Origin of the sequence: Acinetobacter genomosp. 33YU (genome assembly GCF_001990725.1) — a bacterium.
GTDB classification, from domain to species: Bacteria; Pseudomonadota; Gammaproteobacteria; order Pseudomonadales; family Moraxellaceae; genus Acinetobacter; species Acinetobacter seifertii.
This window is the reverse complement of sequence record NZ_LFZQ01000001.1, coordinates 171,992-193,621: the sequence shown is the minus strand read 5'-3', so window position 1 is coordinate 193,621 and position 21,630 is coordinate 171,992. Positions and strand designations below refer to the sequence as shown.

At 37.9% G+C, this 21,630-nt stretch carries 20 protein-coding genes; 9 read left to right on the top strand and 11 right to left on the bottom strand.

Annotated features, from left to right (window positions below):
- Positions 1–37: 37 nt before the first annotated feature.
- Together AC056_RS00925 and AC056_RS00920 are read right to left on the bottom strand one after the other, a co-directional pair.
- Complete coding sequence (locus tag AC056_RS00925) at positions 38–931, bottom strand: AraC family transcriptional regulator (RefSeq protein ID WP_004705824.1); 894 nt, start codon at positions 929–931, stop codon at positions 38–40.
- A gap of 157 nt (positions 932–1,088) precedes the next feature.
- Complete coding sequence (locus tag AC056_RS00920; RefSeq protein ID WP_017393864.1) at positions 1,089–1,907, bottom strand: undecaprenyl-diphosphate phosphatase; 819 nt, start codon at positions 1,905–1,907, stop codon at positions 1,089–1,091.
- A gap of 344 nt (positions 1,908–2,251) precedes the next feature.
- Between AC056_RS00920 and AC056_RS00915 the strand changes: the two genes are divergently transcribed.
- Together AC056_RS00915 and AC056_RS00910 are read left to right on the top strand one after the other, a co-directional pair.
- Entirely contained in the window at positions 2,252–3,052 is an 801-nt protein-coding gene (locus AC056_RS00915) for a PaaX family transcriptional regulator C-terminal domain-containing protein (RefSeq protein ID WP_077162458.1), read from the top strand.
- A gap of 106 nt (positions 3,053–3,158) precedes the next feature.
- Positions 3,159–4,151: a fatty acid desaturase family protein gene (locus AC056_RS00910; protein WP_077162457.1), complete on the top strand. Its 993-nt coding sequence runs from the start codon at positions 3,159–3,161 to the stop codon at positions 4,149–4,151.
- Between the two features lie 42 nt (positions 4,152–4,193).
- On the opposite strand, the gene AC056_RS00905 is transcribed toward AC056_RS00910, so the two are convergent.
- The gene (locus AC056_RS00905) at positions 4,194–5,228 is read right to left on the bottom strand and encodes an AraC family transcriptional regulator (RefSeq protein WP_077162456.1); all 1,035 of its coding nucleotides are present in this window, start codon (positions 5,226–5,228) and stop codon (positions 4,194–4,196) included.
- Positions 5,229–5,385: 157 nt separating this feature from the next.
- On the opposite strand from AC056_RS00905, the gene AC056_RS00900 reads away from it, so the two are divergent.
- Positions 5,386–6,084, top strand: a complete 699-nt coding sequence (locus AC056_RS00900; RefSeq protein WP_077162455.1) for an NAD(P)H-dependent oxidoreductase — start codon at positions 5,386–5,388, stop codon at positions 6,082–6,084.
- Between the two features lie 597 nt (positions 6,085–6,681).
- Positions 6,682–8,181 (top strand): outer membrane protein transport protein, encoded by a 1,500-nt coding sequence (locus AC056_RS00895; RefSeq protein WP_004705816.1) that lies wholly within the window; start codon positions 6,682–6,684, stop codon positions 8,179–8,181.
- Positions 8,182–8,239: 58 nt separating this feature from the next.
- On the opposite strand, the gene thrH is transcribed toward AC056_RS00895, so the two are convergent.
- Positions 8,240–8,857, bottom strand: coding sequence for a bifunctional phosphoserine phosphatase/homoserine phosphotransferase ThrH (gene thrH, locus AC056_RS00890; RefSeq protein ID WP_017400224.1), 618 nt, complete (start codon positions 8,855–8,857; stop codon positions 8,240–8,242).
- A 184-nt stretch (positions 8,858–9,041) separates the two neighbouring features.
- Between thrH and AC056_RS00885 the strand changes: the two genes are divergently transcribed.
- Together AC056_RS00885 and AC056_RS00880 are read left to right on the top strand one after the other, a co-directional pair.
- The gene (locus tag AC056_RS00885; protein WP_004705815.1) at positions 9,042–9,776 is read left to right on the top strand and encodes a phosphoadenylyl-sulfate reductase; all 735 of its coding nucleotides are present in this window, start codon (positions 9,042–9,044) and stop codon (positions 9,774–9,776) included.
- 172 nt (positions 9,777–9,948) lie between these two features.
- Positions 9,949–11,334, top strand: a complete 1,386-nt coding sequence (locus tag AC056_RS00880) for a WS/DGAT/MGAT family O-acyltransferase (protein ID WP_039249986.1) — start codon at positions 9,949–9,951, stop codon at positions 11,332–11,334.
- A 29-nt stretch (positions 11,335–11,363) separates the two neighbouring features.
- On the opposite strand, the gene AC056_RS00875 is transcribed toward AC056_RS00880, so the two are convergent.
- The 6 genes from AC056_RS00875 to AC056_RS00850 form a co-directional block, all read right to left on the bottom strand.
- Complete coding sequence (locus AC056_RS00875) at positions 11,364–11,537, bottom strand: PA1571 family protein (RefSeq protein ID WP_002116397.1); 174 nt, start codon at positions 11,535–11,537, stop codon at positions 11,364–11,366.
- 141 nt (positions 11,538–11,678) lie between these two features.
- Complete coding sequence (gene rng, locus AC056_RS00870; RefSeq protein ID WP_004705812.1) at positions 11,679–13,133, bottom strand: ribonuclease G; 1,455 nt, start codon at positions 13,131–13,133, stop codon at positions 11,679–11,681.
- 113 nt (positions 13,134–13,246) lie between these two features.
- Positions 13,247–13,807 (bottom strand): Maf-like protein, encoded by a 561-nt coding sequence (locus AC056_RS00865; RefSeq protein ID WP_077162454.1) that lies wholly within the window; start codon positions 13,805–13,807, stop codon positions 13,247–13,249.
- Positions 13,795–14,286, bottom strand: coding sequence for a rod shape-determining protein MreD (gene mreD, locus AC056_RS00860; protein ID WP_004705810.1), 492 nt, complete (start codon positions 14,284–14,286; stop codon positions 13,795–13,797). Before mreD ends, AC056_RS00865 begins: the two co-directional genes overlap by 13 nt.
- On the bottom strand, positions 14,273–15,130 hold the full coding sequence (gene mreC, locus AC056_RS00855) for a rod shape-determining protein MreC (RefSeq protein WP_004705808.1): 858 nt from the start codon (positions 15,128–15,130) through the stop codon (positions 14,273–14,275). The genes mreD and mreC overlap by 14 nt, the downstream gene beginning before the upstream one ends.
- 16 nt (positions 15,131–15,146) lie before the next feature.
- The gene (locus AC056_RS00850) at positions 15,147–16,187 is read right to left on the bottom strand and encodes a rod shape-determining protein (RefSeq protein ID WP_000601379.1); all 1,041 of its coding nucleotides are present in this window, start codon (positions 16,185–16,187) and stop codon (positions 15,147–15,149) included.
- Between the two features lie 133 nt (positions 16,188–16,320).
- Between AC056_RS00850 and gatC the strand changes: the two genes are divergently transcribed.
- Genes gatC through gatB form a run of 3 tightly spaced genes read left to right on the top strand, consistent with a single transcriptional unit; the run spans position 16,321 to position 19,636 of the window.
- Positions 16,321–16,635, top strand: a complete 315-nt coding sequence (gene gatC / locus AC056_RS00845; RefSeq protein ID WP_000107699.1) for an Asp-tRNA(Asn)/Glu-tRNA(Gln) amidotransferase subunit GatC — start codon at positions 16,321–16,323, stop codon at positions 16,633–16,635.
- A gap of 53 nt (positions 16,636–16,688) precedes the next feature.
- Positions 16,689–18,167 carry an Asp-tRNA(Asn)/Glu-tRNA(Gln) amidotransferase subunit GatA gene (gatA, locus tag AC056_RS00840; protein ID WP_077162453.1) on the top strand — a complete coding sequence of 493 codons (1,479 nt, stop codon included), beginning with the start codon at positions 16,689–16,691 and terminating at the stop codon, positions 18,165–18,167.
- A complete protein-coding gene (gatB, locus tag AC056_RS00835) occupies positions 18,167–19,636 on the top strand; it encodes an Asp-tRNA(Asn)/Glu-tRNA(Gln) amidotransferase subunit GatB (RefSeq protein WP_000796643.1) in 1,470 nt (489 codons plus the stop codon). Before gatA ends, gatB begins: the two co-directional genes overlap by 1 nt.
- Positions 19,637–19,686: 50 nt before the next feature.
- Here gatB and AC056_RS00830 read toward each other — a convergent pair whose 3' ends face one another.
- On the bottom strand, positions 19,687–21,126 hold the full coding sequence (locus AC056_RS00830) for a DUF2971 domain-containing protein (RefSeq protein ID WP_077162452.1): 1,440 nt from the start codon (positions 21,124–21,126) through the stop codon (positions 19,687–19,689).
- Positions 21,127–21,630: the final 504 nt, after the last annotated feature.

The window sequence follows — 21,630 nt, the reverse complement described above, 5'->3', positions numbered from 1 at the left end:
CCATGTTTGGTTTATATTTTAAATGTATTGATTTACTTTAATTCATTGAAGATTTAGGTGGAACTCCAAACAGCCGTTTAAACTCTCGACTAAACTGTGAAGCACTTACATACCCAACCTGATAGGCGGCTTCAGCAACACCCATTTGATTATTTAAGATTAAATCACGTGCCTTATGTAATCGAGTAATCTTAATGTACTGTAATGGAGAATAGTTCGTGACTTTCTTAAACGCTTGATGAAAAAGAGAGACACTCATTCCTGCTTGTTTAGCAAGTTCCTGAACCGTTAAATTATGATAGTAATCTCTTTGAATAATTTCACAAATTGTATAAATCACACTATTTCGACTTATCATAGCCGAAAGATTTTCGATTAAATCGCGACTACCTGCCTGCAAAACCCGATAAATGAGTTCTCGTTTTATCTGTTCTCCCAATATCGCAGTATCTTGTTTAGAACGAAGTAAATTCAACAAGCGTAAAGCAACCTCAGATATTACCGTGTTCATGTCTATAATATTTAAACCACAACTGAGCTTTATATCTCTTTTTTCAAGCTCATCTATAGATGGCTGCTGGTCTTTATCCATTTTAGTGGCTAAATCAGCCATCATTTGCGTTTCAAACTTAATCGCAATTGCCAGCATCGGTTCATTTTCAACCAACGTATCGCAGTCAAAAGGAATAGCTATCGAGATGAGTAAACACTGGCCTTGTTGAAACTGAAAAGTATCTTTCCCGATATAACCACGCTTTACGCCTTGTATGACTAAAACAATTGAAGGCTCTTGTAATACAGCAACAGGTTGTGTGGAATGATCTACCCTCATAAGGGTGATGTTTGAAATATAGGTAGGATACAGCCCTTCTTGAGGAGCCAAATATAAAAAAGCCTCTACCAATCTTTTCATCAAATCATTCTGTTGCATTGCTTTATTTTTTACGGGCTATTTAAGATTTACTATATCAATCAAACTAAAAGGGAAAAGTATTTCTTGGTAGTACTTTGTATAAATAAGCAAGTTAAAGCTATTTTTAGGCATAAAAAAACCTAGAAGATTCTAGGTTTTTTATTCAATCTGATGATTAAGCAGATAAGTTAAAGAACATTGCTGCAATCAAAATAATGACACCGAGCACAATACGGTACCAAGCAAATACGCGTAGCGTATGGCGTTCAACAAAAAGTACTAGTGCCTTTACTACAAATAAAGCTGCAATAAATGCTGCAACAAAACCAACACCAATATTAATCATATTGTCTGAGGTCAACACATCAGCATTTTTAATTAAGTCAAATGTCGCTGCACCTAACATGGTCGGCATTGCAAGGAAGAATGAAAATTCTGTTGCGGCTTTACGTGATAAACCTGCAAACATCCCGCCTACAATTGTCGCACCTGAACGAGATGTTCCCGGAATCATCGCAACACATTGAGCAAGACCAACTAACAGTGCCTGCTTAAACGTGATTTTTGTTGCATCTAATGTTTTATGCTCAAACTGTTTAGATTCAACCCAGAAAATAATGAGTGCACCGACAATGAGGGCAATCGCAACCACAATTGGGCTAAACAAAACACTTTTAATAAAATCGACGGCTAAAACGCCAATAATCACTGCTGGGAAAAAAGCAATTAATACACTAAAAGCAAAATGACGCGACTCTACATCGCCACTAAAGAAGCCTTTAATCAAGTTAATAATTTTTTGTCGATATAACCAGCACACTGCCAAAATAGCACCTAACTGGATCACTACTTCAAATACACGACCACCATCTGAATGGAAATCGATAATATGACCAAATAAAATCAAATGGCCAGTACTGGAAATTGGTAAAAATTCAGTTAAACCTTCAACAAATCCTAGAAATAGTGCTTTTATAACTTCAAAATTTTCCATCACTTGCTCAAAAAGTTAATCACTAGAAAGCTCTAAAAAGTTGTTTTATATCATGGATAAACCAATACTTTGGATTATTTCATGTTCAATATCAGATCATTTCTAGCATTTTGGTTATTGCCTTTAATTAAAGGCCGATTATTTAAAGTGCAATAATGTATCACATCATTATGACAAACTTAGGTTAACTATCGTAAAAAGATAAAATCTAATCAAAAACAAATCATCTTCTAGTTATACATAAAAGTTCTTACACTCAAGCAAGCCAAGAAACCATCTTAAAACATCAAACAAACATGATATTATTTCAAGCATATGTCATTTATATTTAAAATTTAAACAAAATGAAAAATACTAAAATCAACGCACGTCATCTGATTATCGATCTCTTTCTTTCCTCTGCTTACCCTCAACTTACGATTAAACAAATTTTGGTGGCTGCCAAACTGTTTAACTTAAGTGAAAATGGTATTCGAGTTGCGACCACCCGTTTATTAAATGAAGGTATGATCGAAAGCGTAGAACGCGGAATCTATCAACTTTCACCTCCTACGAAAGATTGGGCAAAAGTAATACTCAATCGTAAAAATGGTATTAAACAAACTAAAGAATGGCAGCAACATTATCTTGCGGTTTTTACAGGCACATTGGGTCGTATAGACCGAACTGCTCTTAAAAAGCGTGAACGTGTACTGCGTCAATTTGGTTTTAAAGAATTAGAAACAGGTATTTACATCCGCCCAGACAATTTAGCTTATAGTTTTGAAAAAACCTGTGAGGAGCTTGTTTTAGCTGGGCTAGAGAAAGAAGCAAAAATTTGTATTATTCACCATTTCGAACCCTCAACGCTTAAGCAGATTTTTTCTTTATGGGATACCAAACAACTCGAAAAAAATTATGAAATGTATAGTCGAGATATCACACACTGGCTTGAAAACTATACTCACCTCTCCTTAAATGATGCAGCAGTTAAAGCCCTTCTTTTAGGTAGAGAAACGATTGCTTTACTCATGAATGATCCCCTATTACCAGCACCATTTGTAAGTGAGTCTGCGCGTAATCAATTTGCTCAAGATGTACAGCAGCTAGACGCGATCGGCCAAAAACTTTGGAAAAAAATATATGAACAAGAATTAAACCTATAGTCATCTGATTTATTTTTTTACAAAAAAATATTTCACTTTTTAAATTTTTATAACTATATTTGTAATATAAAATATAGATACCAAACTCTAATTTGGGAGAATAACAATGAATACACAGGTAAGTGTTACGGACCTATTTAGCAGAGAAGAAATACAAGAGCTTACCGAACCTTCAGATGTCTATGGTGCTTGGGCTGTTGCCAGTACATGGGCTGTTATTGGTGGAACATTCGCCAGCTTAATCATGATGTGGGATTACTTACCGAGTTGGGGTAAATTATTAGCATGTATGCTTGCCTTAGCAATCTTGGCGGGTCGTCAGTTATGTCTTGCAATTCTAATGCACGACGCGTCTCACAAAAGTCTGTTCAAAAATAAGAAAATAAATGATTTCGTCGGTGAATGGCTATGCGCCCGCCCCATCTGGAATGATCTTCAAAAATATCGTGTACACCATGTTCGTCACCATGCAAAAACATCTACTCCAGATGACCCAGATCTTTCTTTAGTTGCTGGTTTTCCTGTCAGTAAAAAATCTCTAACTCGTAAATTCTTACGCGACTTAACAGGTATGACTGGCTTAAAGTTTAGCTTAGGTCGAGTTTTAATGGATCTGGATGTCATGAAATGGACTGTTGCCAATGACCAAATTTGGCTAGACCGCAGTCATAAAAATTTCGTTGACTATGCAAAGAGTATTGCAAAAAACAGTACGGGCGCTATTGCAACCAATCTGGCACTTTATGGTGTTCTAAAAGCATTTGGTCAACAACGTTTTTATTGGTTATGGCCTCTAGCTTACTTAACCCCATTTCCACTTTTTTTACGTATTCGCTCTATGGCAGAACATGCTGGTATGCAAACCAGTAATACTGCTTTAACCAACACTAGAACAACACGAGCTGGATGGATTGCGAGAAGTTTTGTTGCACCAATCCACGTAAACTACCATATGGAACATCATTTAATGGCTTCAGTGCCATATTTTAAATTACCGCGTATGCACAAAGTACTAAGAGAACGTGGTCATGTTCCCGTCCCGCCTAGCTATTTTGAAGTGATTCGTTCACTTTCATCAAAACAAGAACCATCAACTTAATGCTTATTTAGAAAACCACTTTCAAATTTGTGGTCTTCTTGATTATTCACGTATCTCTAAATTTTTTAGTTTTAACTGAGTTTGATAATACTTCGGTGTCACTCCCATCCAGCGTTTAAAAGCGCGAGTGAAATGGGATGTATCTGCATAACCTAAACTTAAAGCCACAGCTTCAATTGATATTGCACTATTTTCTAAAAGATTATGCGCATGTTCTTTTCGAGTTAAATCAACTAATGCTGAAAAACTTGTATTTTCAGTTGCCAAATACCGCTGTAGGCTCCGCTCTGACATATTCATCATGTACGCGACTTGTTTAACTTTTAATATTTCTCCCTGATTATTGATCAATAATTTTTTAATTACGTGGCTAATTTCTACTTTCCATCCGCTGCGTAACTTCAATTTATCTATATCTTTTTTACACTGTGCTTCTAGTAAAGGCGCAAGCATAGGGTCGGCCGTTAGGATAGGCTGCGATAAATATTCTTTTGGAAAAATCCAGACATTCTGTTTTTCATTAAATAAACAATCTACACCCAATTCGTCTTTTAATTTTGAAAAACCGATGGGTTCAGACATATTTAACTTAATGGTACCTAAAGAAGATAATCCTGTTAGATGCTTCACGATTTGAACAAAACCTAATAACAAAAAAATACTAGCATTTGGACTCAACTGAAAAGCTTTCAAAGGCTGGCGTATAGTCCAGTAAATATAATCTTGTTCTTGTTTTAACTCTGGCTTAAATGCATCACAACGTGATCCAATAAATTGTTCAAGTGTTTTAAGGGCTTCTTCTAAATTTGCACAGACCATGGCCGCCATACCTACCGAACCATAACAAGATGCTTTCATTTCCAAAGCCAAATAACCCGCCAATGCTGGCTTATGAGTGAGTTCAATAGCGCGTTCAAGAAGTTTGTTTAAAGCATTAAATTCAACATACCAATAGGGTTTGGTTAATTGTTCTAATGTTATGCCACTTCCATCTAGAAGCTGATAACCCGAGATATTCCAGCGCTTAACTATATCGACTAATAAATTAATATAAGTTCCAGGTAATTCTGGATTCATGCATGGTCCACTAGCAATCATAATTGTGGCGTCAAATGGTAAAAACTGTCAGTTCATGAACTATGCCACGTTTTTAAATTGATGCATAGTTGTTCAAAATGGAATCCAGTGATTCGCACTAGACAGCACAATTTCTGAAAAGAATACAGGTCACCTTATGAATATTTTGATCGTTCATGCTCATCCAGAGCTACAGTCTTTTACAACATCACTGAAAACGACAGCTCAGCAAACATTTAAAAAGTTGGGTCATCGTGTAGAAGTTTCTGACTTGTATGCAATACAATTCAACCCTGTAGCTTCCAAAGAGGATTTTTTAGAACTCAATCAACCCGACTATTTCAATTACGCATTAGAACAACGTAATGCCGCCAAGCAAAACCTTTTAGCACCTGATATTCAAGCGGAAATTGAAAAAGTAAAACGAGCAGATTTGATTATTTTGAACTTCCCACTTTACTGGACCTCTGTCCCAGCAATTTTAAAAGGATGGATTGATCGCGTATTCGTTTCAGGACTTTTTTATGGCGGAAAACGCTTTTATAACCACGGTGGTATGGCGGGTAAAAAAGCGATGCTCTGTTTAACATTGGGCGGTAGAACGCATATGTTTGGCGAGAACTCTATTCACGGACCAATAGAGCATTATCTATCACCTATTCAACGCGGTACCTTGGCCTATAGCGGTTTTGAAGTTTTTCCACCTTTTATTGCCTATCATGTACCTTATATTAGCCAAGAAGCACGAAAAACCATTCTTGAGGACTATATAACGTACCTTACCCACCTCGACCAGCTTGAACCTTTAAAGTTTCCCAAACTTGAAGAATTTGATGAAAAGTTATATCCCCTTTAACGGTTTGTTTTAACTCTAAATCGGAATAATTGTATTCATACTTTTAATTTGGTTCATTCTTTGTATTTTAGACGGTTAAATTGATCTACTGGAAACACCCAAAAATTGATCAAATGGTAAAAAATAAATACTGATTTATGCTCTATTCTGAATAATATAAAATGGAATCAATAATATACACTTGTAGTGAAACTAGACTTATCCAGTAAAAATGATAACTAATACTCACTTCATGATCAATCAACTCATATTTTTACAAAAAAATCTTTGACCATTTTTCTTGGATTTTTGACAAAAATGTCATAAACACATGGCTTATTACTAATAGATTAAAAATATAAATATCAATTATTTAAAATAGTTTAATAATGTAAAAATTTCTCCACATTTCATTCTTTATTGACTTTTTTTGTATAAAAAATGAGTACTCCCCAGTTCATATAACAGATTTACTCTTAGTGTAATTATGCTATTTTTGTTACATGGAGTTATCAAAGCTTTGAAACTTGTAATTAAAAGCTTTGAAGGCAACACAGTTTAAACGGTTTAACTCTGTTACTTTTAAAAAAATGTCTTGAAGTTCAAGGAAAGATTAAAATGAAATTAAAACATCTGAGCACTGCAATGATTTTGGCAACGCTGCCTGCAACTGGGGTTTTCGCAGCAGCTTTGGATCGCTCTGGACAGTCAATGTCTGCATTCTTACAACCAGGTAACTACTTTGAAGCGGGTATTTCTGTTTTAGACCCAACTGTAGAGGGTAAAGAAGCAGGATCAAGCGCAACTCGTCGCGATATTGGTGATATGGCTAATGATTATTATTTTCCAAATGCCGCACTAAAATTACAACTCAACGATAAATTTTCTTTTGGTTTACTCTACGACCAACCATTTGGAGCTAATGCTGAATATAGTGGTCAAAATGTATTTGTCTCTGACCCATCTAATACTATTTTAGCTCCAGCAGCCCTAGATAGTATCCGCACAAACACTATTAATACAGCTTTTAATAATTTAACAGCAAATCAACGTGTTGGTGCAGCACTTCAAGCACAAGGTGTTAACTTATCTACTCCAGCAGGTCAAGCACAATTTGCTGCAACTCTAAATGCATACAATAATGACCCAACAACTAAAGCTGTTATTGATGCAGGTGTAAAACAAGGTGTTGCTGCACAAGTAGATGCAGGTTTGAAGCAAGTAAATGGTTTACTTGGAACTGGTGCTACAAAAGTTAAAGTTGATACTCAAAACTTATCTTTTGTATTTGGTTTCCAACCGACTCAAAACTGGAATATCTATGCAGGTGGTGTCTATCAAACAATTAAAGGCAATGTAAGTTTACGTGGACAAGCTTATAGTATTTATAATGGCTACGATGCTGACATTAAAGAAACAGGTGGAGCTGGTTGGTTAGCTGGTGTTGCTTATCAAATTCCTGAAATTGCCCTTAAAGCTTCTGTGACTTATCGTTCTGAAATCGATCACGATGTAAATATTCGTGAAAAAATCCCTACCCTTCCAGCTTTATCACTTTTAGGACAAGATGCCGCAGCTGCTGCAATTGCAAATAGTTCAGCTGACACAAAAATTACGACACCTCAGTCAGTAAACTTTGATTTCCAGACAGGTATCATGGCGAACACTGTTGCGTTTGCTAACGTACGTTGGGTGAACTGGAAAGATTTCGCGATTCAACCATACAAATTTGGCCAACTTTCACAAGTTGTTGGACCTCTTGTTGGACGTCCAAATGGCTTTAACTTAGTTGAATATGCTGATGATCAATGGACGGTGAATGCTGGTGTAGGTCGTAAGCTTAATGAAAAATGGGCAGGTAATGTCTCTGTAGGTTGGGACTCTGGTGCAGGAAACCCTGTAACTACATTAGGCCCAACAGAAGGTTACTGGAACGTAGGTTTAGGTGTTCAATATAGCCCTACTCCACAAACCTTCATTGCTGGTGGTGTAAAATACTTCTGGTTGGGTGATGCTAAAGCACAAACTGGTGCACAAGCTGGTACGGATCAATATGTTGCAGAGTTCTCTGACAACAATGCGATCGCTTATGGCTTAAAACTTGGTTATAAATTCTAAGTTTAAAAATTATTACATATAAAAAAGGCGCTTAAAGCGCCTTTTTTATTGTCCATTCTTAAGCAGGAATATTACGCTGCGAAACTGAACGAATTGCTTCTTTTAATGCATCATAACCATGAATGGCTGGGAACTGAGGGAACTCAGCAATCACATTTGCAGGTGCATCAAATAAGAAGCCATGATCAGCTTCACCAAGCATGGTTGTGTCGTTATATGAATCCCCTGCCGCGATTACACGGAAATTTAAACCGTGAAGTGCTTTAACTGACTCACGTTTTTGATCTGGTTGACGTAGTTTATAAGCGGTGATCATTCCTTCTTCATCTGTCTCTAACTTATGACAGAAAATTGTTGGCCACCCTAATTGCTTCATTAAAGGATGAGCAAACTCATAGAAGGTATCTGACAAGATCACAAGTTGGAAATGAGTACTTACCCATTCAACAAACTCTTTGGCACCTGGTAATGGTCCCATCTCAGCAATCACTTCTTGAATGTCATTTAGGCCTAAACCATGTTGTTTTAAGATATTCAGACGCTGAGTCATTAAAACATCATAATCCGGAATATCACGAGTTGTTGCTTCTAGTTCTTTAATCCCTGTTTTTTTTGCGAAATTGATCCAGATTTCAGGAACTAAAACCCCTTCAAGATCTAGGCATACGATTTCCATGAATGCTTCCAACGTTGGTTAAAAATTGCTGTATCATACCATTAAGATTTTCAGTTTTGCGTTGTTATTGATCAAATCAATTTTATTCATAAGGATCGAAATTAAAGTGCTAAGCAATTTATTTACTATCCTTTAGAATATTTTTCATAACTCAATGCGCCCAAGCCTTTTGCCAGGAACACCCATGACCGTTATTCCGACTATTGATATTGTTGATGCTCTCGCAGCTGAATATGCAGCTAAAAGCCCACGCGAGATCTTAGAACTTGCATTAAGCCAACAAGGTGAAATCGCAATTTCATTCTCAGGTGCAGAAGACGTCGTCTTAATTGATATGGCTTCGCGTTTAGGCAAACCTTTCCGTGTTTTTAGCCTTGATACCGGACGCTTACATGCTGAAACTTACCAATTTATTGAAACTGTTCGTAAGCATTACAATATTAATATCGAAATTTGCTTTCCTGAATCTGAAGCTGTGCAAAGCATGGTGAATGAAAAAGGCTTATTTAGCTTCTTTAAAGATGGACACCAAGAATGCTGTGGTATTCGAAAAGTTCAGCCTTTGCGTAAAAAACTCGCAACTTTAGATGGCTGGATTACAGGCCAACGTAAAGATCAAAGTCCGGGTACACGTACCGAAATTCCTGTCGTACAAGCTGACGTAGGTTTCTCTGGTCCAGACAAACAACTCATTAAATATAATCCGCTTGCGAACTGGTCTAGCGCCGAAGTATGGAGTTATATCCGTATGATGGAAATTCCATATAATCCTTTACATGAGCGTGGTTTCGTTTCTATTGGTTGTGAACCATGTACTCGTGCAGTACTTCCAAACCAGCATGAACGCGAAGGCCGCTGGTGGTGGGAAGAAGCAACGCAAAAAGAATGTGGCTTACACGCAGGCAACTTAAAAAAATAGTCTGGTATAAAAAAACCACTGATGAATCAGTGGTTTTTTTTACAGTTATATCTCGTACACAAAGTCATATTTAATCTGTAATAAACGCTATATACTAAATTTTACGGTTCTATAATTCTAATAAGAGCTCAGTTAAGGGCTTCTTAGAAAAAAGCATGAGGCACAACAAGTTATGCGTCCATTACACCCTATTGATTTTATTTTTCTATCACTAGAAAAAAGACAACAACCGATGCATGTTGGCGGATTGTTTTTATTTGAAATTCCTGAAAATGCCCCTGAAACTTTTGTTCGTGATTTAGTAGAAGAAATTCGCCAATCAAAAAGTATTCCTGTCCCACCCTTTAATAACCGTTTAAATGGTTTATTTTGGGATGAAGACGAAGAATTCGATATTGATCACCATTTCCGTCATATTGCTCTGCCTCATCCTGGTCGAATCCGTGAGTTACTCGTTTATATTTCACAGCAGCATAGTTCTTTAATTGACCGAGCAAAACCGCTTTGGACGTGCGACATTATTGAAGGAATCGAAGGTAATCGTTTCGCGATGTACTTTAAGATTCATCATGCCATGGTAGATGGCGTTGCGGGTATGCGTTTAATTGAAAAGTCTCTATCTAAGACCCCACAAGAAAAACATGTAGTTCCCCTTTGGTGTGTAGAAAGTAAAAGAACAAAGCGCTTAAAAGTGCCAAAACCAAGTACCAGTAAAATCAAAAGTATTTTAGGAGGCATCAAGTCACAACTTGAAGTTACTCCGAAAGTCATGCATGAGTTATCACAAACCATTTTTAAAGAAATGGGGAAAAATCCTGACTACGTTTCAACTTTTCAAGCCCCAGTTTCTATTTTAAATCAGCGCGTAAGTGCTTCACGCCGTTTTGCAGCCCAATCTTTCGAGTTAAGTCGTCTTAGAAAGATTTCTAAAGCGCTTGGTGTGACCATCAATGACGTCGTACTTGCTGTGTGTTCAGGTGCGCTACGTGAATACCTGATTAGTCATAACAGTTTGCCTAAAAAGCCTCTTATTGCCATGGTCCCTGCTTCACTACGCACAGATGACTCTGACGTGAGTAATCGCATTACGATGATTCTAGCGAATTTGGGGACTCATAAAGACCAGCCTTTAGAACGACTCGAAATTATTCGTCGTAGTATGCAAAATTCGAAGCAACGCTTTAGCCGCATGACTGCAAATGAGATTTTAAACTATAGTGCTGTGGTTTATGGTCCAGCAGGTCTAAACATCATGTCTGGGATGCTTCCTAAGCGCCAAGCATTTAATTTAGTGATTTCTAATGTACCAGGCCCACGTGAGCCACTTTATTGGAATGGTGCGAAATTAGATGCGCTCTACCCAGCTTCTATTGTCATGGACGGGCAAGCACTCAATATTACGATGACGAGCTATCTAGATAAGCTTGAAGTAGGTTTAACAGCATGTCGAAATGCTTTACCTAAAATGCAAAACCTTCTAACTCATCTTGAAGACGAGATTCAACGTTTTGAAGAGATTATTGAAGAGAAACAACTAAAACATCATTCGGTTGGTTAAGAAAAACTAAGGGGCTTTGAAATGGCCCCTTATTTTTTAATTGTGCGGCACTGATTAAGTAACTGATGACATACTGAACGAATCATTGCAGTTGTGATCGGTACTTCTTTACCTTGGTCATTCAACATATAGCAGCTATTTACTGGCGTGCTTTCTAAAACATGTTTAAGACCGTTGCTAATTAAGTTTTCACTTACATTCATGGGTTATACCTCTTATTGTTTGCTAAGACGTTTTAAATAGGGAGAACGTCTAGGGCTACTGTATGTAAGTAGTATTTAAAATTCATGAATGAAAGTAAAATTTCAGTTGTAACAAGGATTAAGCGATATCTTGTTACAACTTTAACTTAAAATGATATCGTATTGCTCTTGCGTATATAAATTTTCGACCTGAAATTTAATAACTCTGTTGATAAAATGCTCTAAATCAGCCACTGCTGGGGCTTCTGCAGTTAATAATCGGTCAATCACCGATGGATGCGCAACAACAGTAAAGCCACTCGTAGACTCGAAAGCACGGGTATAACGTAATATCTCACGAAATATTTCGTAACATACTGTCTCTGCTGTTTTGACAAAACCACGTCCTTGACACGTTGGACACGACTCACATAACAAGTGCTCGAGTGATTCCCGTGTCCGTTTACGCGTCATTTCTACCAAACCAAGTTCAGATACCTGAGTAATTTTGGTTTTCGCATGATCGCGTTCAAGCATTTTTTCAAATTGACGCATCACCTCTTCACGGTGAATGGCTTCTTGCATGTCAATAAAATCAATAATGATGATACCGCCCAGATTTCTTAGTCTGAGCTGACGTGCAATAACCTGAGTCGCTTCCATATTGGTCTTAAAGACTGTGTCTTCAAGACTACGACCACCGACATAAGAACCAGTATTCACATCAATGGTCGTCATGGCTTCAGTCTGGTCAATCATTAGATAACCACCAGACTTTAGAGCAACACGGGTTTGTAACGCTTTTTGAATATCTTCTTCAACGTTATAAAGATCGAATAATGGACGTTCACCTGGATAATGAATCAGGCGACTTTGCATATTCGGTACAAACTCATCTACAAATTCACGGAGTTTTCCATGAATCTCTCTCGAGTCGACATAAATTTTTGCAGTTTCTTCACTTGCTAAATCACGAATAATTCGTTGTGGTAGCGGTAATTCTTCAAAAATTAAGGAAGGTACTGCAACGTCAACTTGCTTACGCTGAATGTATTCCCATAACTTACTGAGGTAACACATATCCTGCGCAATCTCAGCATCATCTACGCCTTCAGCAGCAGTACGTACAATCACACTCCCCGGTAGATTGTGCTCTGCCTGAATACCTTCGATGATATTACGTAAGCGCTCACGTTCTTCTTCTGACTCAATACGCTGAGAAACCCCGATATGATTACCATATGGCATGAGAACTAAATAGCGAGAAGGAATTGAAAGATCAGTACTCAGGCGGGCGCCTTTTGTACCCAGCATATCTTTCATAACCTGAACGGTAAGCGTTTGTCCTGGATGAAGTAATTCAAAAACATTAGGCGTTGGTTGAGAACGAGGCCAAACCATATCATTAATATGTAAAAAGGCTGTTCTAGATAAACCGATATCAACAAAAGCCGCTTGCATACCAGGCAGTACACGAACAACTTTACCTTTGTAAATATTACCGACCAAACCACGTTTAACTGTACGTTCTACATACAGCTCATTAACAGTTCCATTTTCGATTAATGCCACCCGACACTCCATAGGCGTGACATTAATAAGTAGTTCTTCTGACATACATAAACTCAAAGCATTATAAAATTTTTATTAAAGAGTCAGAGAGACTGTTAACGTAGCTTTGTCCACTATTCATCGACAATGCAATTCAATCAAGAATTATCAACAACCCCTTATGTCTTCACTCTTTTGAATAACTGTGAAAATTCGTACAAAGGAAGTCCTACCACATTACTATAACTTCCTTGAATTTTGGGAATATATTGCGAAGCAATTCCTTGAATTGCATACGCACCGGCCTTCCCTACAGGTTCTCCTGTGGCCCAATAGTCTTCCATATCTTGTGTAGTTAAGGCCGCAAATTCAACTTGTGTTTGCACCACCTGACTCAAGATTTGTTGCTGTGTCGCAATACAAATTCCGGAAAACACATCATGCCAACGGCCAGATAATTGTTTCCAAATTTCAAAGGCATGCTGTTTTGAGTCAGGTTTACCAATAATCTGACCATCAAGCCCAAGACTTGTATCGGCCGCAATAACCACGGCATCTGGAAAAATATTTAATACGGCTTGGGCTTTTTCTCTAGCTAAACGCTCAACATATTGATAAACCAGCTCACCGTCATGAACAGATTCATCAATATCAGGGCTATAAATTTCAAAAGCTAAACCCAACTGCTGCAACAACTCTCTCCGACGCGGAGAACTGGAAGCTAAAACTAAATGCGCCATTTTGCTAAACAATAATAAACTACTGGCCAAGTTAGAACACTGGTCATTAATGGTTGCCAATGGCGAGCAATTGAGAAGTGAGTACCTCCCATGGTTTGGGTCACCCACATAAAGGCTAAATGAGCAATAATAACCAAAGTGGCAATTGTCCATAAATTACCAAACGTCAAAATACGACGCTCGCGTATTAAAAACCGGGTAACAAAGGTAACAATAACAAAGCTCAGTGCATTTAGTCCTAATGGAGCATCAAGTAGTAAGTCTGTAAAAAGCCCCATACCAAATGCAAACCATACTCCACACCATGTTGGTTGGCAAACGACCCAAAACAACATGATCATAAGCATGAACAATGGTCGCCAGCCAGAAATATCATAGGACAACGGGTAAACCATGAGTACTGAACCCACGATTACAGAGAGTATAATTACCCATAATGGATCATTACGCTTCTCACGTTTCAATTTAGCGATCGGCATATGGCTGCTCCTTCGCTAATGAGTCTGAGAAAAGTACAATAACATGATGCCCCGTTGCGAGCTGAGCAGCTGGAGTAATATCAATTTCCGCAAACTCACCTGAATTATGACGGCGAATTTTAGCTACTGTACCCACTGCGTAACCTGCTGGAAAATGCTCACCTAAGCCAGAACTCAGGACTTTATCGCCAACCTGAATATTTGCACTGGTTGGAACATATTCCATTTTCAAGCGACCTAAATCGCCAGTACCAGAAACAATCGCCCGCATACCTGTACGCTCTAGACGAACAGATAGTGAATGCTCTTTATCAGAAAGTAACATCACACGTGAACTATGAGGGTACACATTAATAATTTGCCCCATAATCCCTTTATCATCTAGAACCGTTTGACCAACCTTAAGATGATCCATTGAACCACGGTTAATAATGATGATATGACGCAGCGGATCGGCATCTGTTCCAATTACTTCAGCAATTTCCATACGACCATCAATAATTAATGGTGTATCAAGTAAGCCGCGTAATCGGGTATTTTCAGCAGACAGTTCTGACAGCTTCTGCAACCGAACCTGAGCTTGTAACAGCTCGGCCTGCATTGCAGTGTTTTCACGGCGCAGTTGTGTTTCAGATTTAGTTTGTTGATTCAGCCATTCTCTCGACAGTACTGGATAACTTGCAAGCGCATAAATTGGGTTATATGCAGCGTACAAGACATCCCTTGCTGGCTGAATTACATAAGGCATACGCCAATCAAAGAAAAGCACAACCAAGCATGTAATGACCGCAATAATGAACGAGCGGAAAGATGGCGGCTGTCTTGAAAAAATATTCGGTTGCACCGCCTAATCCTTAAACTTAACCGACGAAAAGCATGTCATGGTTCGGGTTGTCGAAGAATTCTAATACTTTACCACCACCACGGGTTACACAAGTAAGAGGATCTTCAGCCACAACAACTGGTAAACCAGTTTCTTGAGCTAATAATTTGTCGAGATTACGAAGTAACGCACCACCACCTGTCAACACAATACCGCGCTCAGCGATATCTGAAGAAAGTTCAGGAGGAGTTTGTTCAAGAGCTGATTTCACCGCGCTTACAATGCTTTGTAATGGGTCAGAAATCGCTTGAGTAATTTCGTCAGAAGTTACAGTAATTGCACGAGGCACACCTTCTGCAAGGTTACGACCACGTACTTCAATTTCTAATGTCGTACCATCAGAAACAGCCATACCTACTTCTTTCTTAATGATTTCAGCTGTGGTTTCACCGATTACGCAACCGTGAGCTTTACGAACATAATTAATGATTTGCTCATCAAATACATCGCCACCAATACGTAAAGAATCAGCATAGACACAACCTTGCAATGAAATAATTGCAATTTCAGTTGTACCACCACCAACATCCACAACCATAGAACCACATGCTTGTTCAACTGGCATACCCGCACCAATTGCAGCCGCCATCGGCTCTTCAATTAAGCGCACATCACGGGCACCCGCATTAAATACGGCTTCACGAATCGCACGACGCTCGACCAAAGTTGATTTACATGGTACACATACAACTACACGAGGTGCAGGTGGGAACAAACGTTTTTCGTGAACTTTACCAATGAACTGATTCAGCATGGTTTCAGTCACTTCAAAGTCTGCAATTACACCGTCTTTCATTGGACGAATTGCAGAAATATTTGCAGGCGTACGGCCTAACATTTGTTTCGCATCCAGCCCTACAGCAGCAACAATTTTTTGTGAACCACTGTGACGAATTGCCACAACTGTTGGTTCATTTAATATAATGCCGCGGCCTGGTGCATAAATAAGTGTATTTGCTGTACCTAAATCAATGGCTAGATCCGGCGAAAACAAGCCAATTAGTCGTTTTAGAATCACGGTTCGTTCTCAGTTAAACTTTCATGTGGATGCAAGGTGGCAACTTTAAACTAAATGTGATGATTTGAACAAGTCAATCGCTTATTATAACGCACGATATTTTGAAAATTTTTAATACTGATTAGGTGATGTTATGTCTACATCGGATGCACAGCATTCAGCAGATTTAAATGCACAAACAGTTTCAGCAATCGCCAATCTTGCTCGATTGTCGCTCAATGATACGCAATCTGCTGAATATGCTCAAAGTCTAAATAAAATTTTAGGCATGATGGAAACCTTAAAAGGCATTGATACGGAAGGCGTAGAACCTTTGAAGAGTCCTTTTGACAATCCTCAACCTTTACGTGCTGATGTGGTAACTGAAAGTAATCATCGAGATGAATACCAAGCTGTTGCACCTGCAACTCAAGATGGTTTGTATCTTGTTCCTCGCGTGATTGAATAACTTTTAGTCAATTAATCCATCTTCCCAATTTTGAATGTAAAGAAATTTTACTCATGACTGATTTACATCGCTTATCAATTCGTGAACTTGCTGAAGGCTTAAGCCAAGCGAAGTTTTCATCTCGCGAATTGACTGAACACTATTTAAAACGTATTGCTAAAATTGACCCACTGGTAAAAAGCTACGTGACAGTTACGCCTGAGCAAGCGCTTGCTGAAGCCGATGCAGCCGATGCAGCTTTAAAAGCGGGTAATGCAACTGCTTTAACGGGTATTCCACTTGCTCATAAAGATATCTTTTGTACCAAAGGCATTAAAACCACTGCTGGTTCAAAAATATTAGACAACTTCATCTCTCCTTACGATGCAACTGTTGTTGAAAAAACTAAAGCAGCTGGTCTTGTCACTTTAGGTAAAGTGAACATGGATGAGTTTGCGATGGGTTCAACCTCTGAAAGCTCATATGTTGGTGCAACAAGTAACCCATGGGCGCTTGACCACGTTCCTGGTGGCTCATCAGGTGGCTCTGCTGCGGCTGTAGCAGCTGATTTAGCACCTTTTGCTACAGGTACTGATACAGGTGGCTCAATTCGTCAACCTGCCTCTTTCTGTGGTTTAACAGGCTTAAAACCGACCTATGGTCGTGTATCTCGTTTCGGGATCATTGCTTATGCATCATCTTTAGACCAAGCGGGTCCAATGGCACGCTCTGCTGAAGACTGTGCTTACCTCATGAATGTAATGGCAGGTCACGATGCAAAAGACTCAACTTCGGTTAAAAAGGAAGTTGATGACTACGTTGCAAATTTAAATGGCACATCTGTAAAGGGTTTACGCATTGGTATTCCTAAACAGTACTTTAACGTTGCAGGCTTAGATGCTGACGTTAAAGCACGTGTTGAAGAGTCTTTGAAAAAGCTTGAAGAAATGGGTGCAACCCTTGTTGAGATCGATCTCAACATGACTGAAGCTTATGTACCGACGTATTACCTGATTGCGCCAGCGGAAGCATCTTCTAACTTGTCACGTTACGATGGCGTTCGTTACGGCTACCGCTGTGAAAACCCAGAAGACTTGATGGATCTTTATAAGCGCTCTCGCTCAGAAGGTTTTGGGCCAGAAGTTCAACGTCGTATATTAATTGGTACCTATGCACTCTCTGCGGGTTATTACGATGCTTACTATGTGAAAGCTCAAAAAGTACGTCGTTTAATTCAACAAGACTTCTTAAAAGCATTTGAAAATGTAGATGTGATTGCGGCTCCTTCTGCACCAACAACTGCTTATAAAATTGGTGCGAACTTAAGTCCAACTGAAATGTATTTAGGCGATATCTATACACTTGCAGTGAACTTAGCAGGCTTACCAGCGATTAATGCTCCTGTTGGTTTGGATAAAGACAGCTTACCTGTAGGCTTACAGTTAATTGGTAACTACTGGTCAGAATCGCAATTATTGTCGATTGTTCATCAATACCAACAAAATACCGATTTCCATACTCAACGTGCGGCAATTGCTGAGGAGAATGCATAATGGCTGAAGCTCAAAAGTTGAAATTGATTGACGGTTGGGAAGTCGTTATTGGTATCGAGATTCACACTCAGCTTGCAACCAATTCTAAAATTTTCTCTGGTTCATCGACTGAATTTGGTCAAGACCCAAATACACAAGCGAGCCTTGTAGACTTGGCTATGCCGGGTGTACTCCCTGTTTTAAATGAAAAAGTAGTTGATCTTGCTATTCGCTTTGGTTTGGGTATCGATGCCTACATCGACCAAGCTTCAGTATTTGCGCGTAAAAACTACTTCTACCCTGACTCACCAAAAGGCTATCAAATTAGCCAAATGGATAACCCGATTGTGGGCTTGGGTCATATCGACATTCAACTTGAAGATGGTACGACTAAACGTATTGGCGTAACTCGTGCTCATCTTGAAGAAGATGCGGGTAAATCTGTACATGACCAATTTGAAGGCATGTCTGGCATTGACTTAAACCGTGCTGGTACTCCTTTACTTGAAATCGTTTCTGAACCAGACATGCGTTCGGTTGAGGAAGCGGTTGCTTATATCAAAGCGATTCACACATTAGTACGTTGGTTAGGTATTTCTGACGGCAACATGGCAGAAGGTTCATTCCGTGCGGACTGTAACGTGTCTTTACGCCGTCCGGGCCAACCTTTTGGTACGCGTTGCGAGCTTAAAAACCTCAACTCATTCCGTTTCATTGAGCAAGCGATCAATGTTGAAATTGAACGCCAAATGGAAATTTTGGAATACGGCGGAAGTATCGACCAAGAAACTCGTTTGTTCGATCCAAACAAAATGGAAACGCGTTCAATGCGTTCTAAAGAAGAAGCGAACGATTACCGCTACTTCCCAGATCCAGATTTGTTACCAGTGATTATTGCAGATGAGCAAATCGAAGCTGCTCGTGCTGCGCTTCCAGAGCTTCCTGCTGCACGCCGTGCACGCTTTATCGCAGACTTTGGTGTAACTGAGTACGATGCACATGTACTTACGCTCTCACGCGAAATGGCAGACTTCTATGAAGCTGTTGTGGCTGCTGCTGGCGGTGCGAAGCAAGGTAAAGTGTCTGCAAACTGGGTAATGGGCGAATTCTCAGGTGCTTTAAACAAAGCAGGCCTAGATTTGGCTGACTCACCTGTTTCTGCTGAACAGCTTGGTGGCATGATTGCTCGTATTGTTGACAACACCATTAGCGGTAAGATTGCAAAACAAGTCTTTGGCTTTATGTGGGAATCGGAAGGTAAATCTGCCGATGACATTATTGCAGAAAAAGGCTTAAAGCAAGAAACCGACACTGGTGCAATTGAAGCAATCATTAAAGAAGTACTTGCAGCCAATGAAAAAATGGTTGAAGAGTACAAGTCTGGTAAAGAAAAAGCCTTTAACGGTCTTGTTGGTCAAGTCATGAAAGCGTCTAAGGGTAAAGCTAACCCTGCTCAAGTAAATGAATTAATGAAAAAGTTAATTGGTTAAGCCAATCTAGCTTTTAGATAAAAAACCCGCTTTAGAGCGGGTTTTTTATTTCAAATTCGTAAAGGATTATCAGATACACAAATTTTTACTTCTTTCTTTGTTTTCTTTAAAAGAGAAGTTTTAAAATAAGTCAAATATTTCGCGGAAGCTGGACCTATATATATATTTGCCAATGATTCTTTAAGGTCAGCAGGATATTCAATATATGTAAAAGTTTGACCGTCAGCATTTAGTTCATTTTTTATACTTTTATCACTTAAATTCGTAACTTTTATAATTCTGCATTCCTCTTCTTCCTTAAATGCTGAATGTTTAAATAAATAATTAATAGGTTTCATAAAGTCATCAACAATGTTCCAAACCTTCTCATCACCTGTATAGTAAAGTTTTTTCAGATCATTAATTACTATTTTTAAATAATTTAGATTGTTTCGAATATCACTCTCAATTGGTTTTATTAAGTCCATATAATCAGTCCAAATTTTTTCTATTTCATCCGCACTTTTCTGTCCTTTAAACTCCTGAAAGAAAGAAAATTTTGAACGTTTAGCAATCGAAATATATTCTGATTTAGGATCAAAATAACAACACCTAAAAAGAGGTAATTTATTATTTTCTCGGATATGTAAATCTAGCTCCACCTCATCATCATTGAAATAAAAGCGATTCAATTTATCAAAAAAACTTTCATTAAGAACTAAACTAACACCTGTTCCATCTAAACCTTTGGTTCTACCATATAGTCGAAATTGATTTAAATAATTATGATTAAAGGTAAAACATGATAAAAAATTATGCTGATAAAAATATGAATCTAATGTTTTTAGTGACAAAAACTCCTTAACTAATGACCCTTCAGTTGGATCGTTCATAAATTCAGTAGAGTTCATTCTAAAAAATTTATCATCATTAATAATAAAATTTGCTACATCTACTCTTGTATAATGTGCCACCTTTCTCTCAAAGGTATTAAATCTAACATTTAAACTTTTCAACACAATAATAACCAAAAGCCTTGCTGTACCTAACAAGAACAATGTTTCAGTTTTTTTATAATTATGCTTTTTAACTTTATAATCAAAAAAATACTGCAAACCCATAAAATCTGCTATAAATACATTTTCAATTATATCCTTATATTTTTTAGCAAAAGCCTTTTCTTTAAACAATTCATTTTTATAAGTCCATAATTGTAATAAATTTTTAAATATATTTGACTTAAATTGAGATTGTATAAAGTTTTGATTCAAAAAAGGATTAGCAGCCTCCTTACAAATCACATATAAATATTTGTGATATTCTAAGAAAAAATTTTTTTCATCTTTACCTTTTTGATCATCTTTCTTAATTTCAACTTGATTTATTATAAAATCAGACGTGATTTTGTAACTTTTCTCTACCTCATCTAAATTAAAGTCTTTATTACCTTTTATACTTAAAACATATGCAGAAAGTAATCTTCTTAAATTCTCTCTAAAATCCTGTTCCATAAATTCAGCCAAAACCTTTTTTCAAACATTTAATACTAAAAACACATAATTTTTACAAGCGTTTTTTGATGTACAACATATAATAATTCTTCTTAATTTCTTTTTCAGAAGGAGATTTTGTAGTTAGTAATCCACCTCTCCTTTAGGAAAGGGCTAGAGAGATAAAACCACCTCACTATTCCTAACTTATTCTAAGACTCTGGTGTTAAAAACATCGTCACCAATTTGTTTAGGTCGATATAGCGCAATGTGCCCTGCAACTGCTGTTTAACTGATGGGTCTTTAACAATATCTCACCAACACGTTTACTTAGCTGTTGAAAAGCCTTTCCAACCGCTTTAATCCCTTAACTTTATTCAAAATTGATTGGTTGATTTCTTTAGCTAACTCAATAAAAAAGCCTCGATTTATCGAGGCTTTTTTACATCACTTATGAAACATCCTTCGACTAAAGAATGCACTTTTTGCTAAAAATCATACTTTCATTATGCTAATTTAAATTAA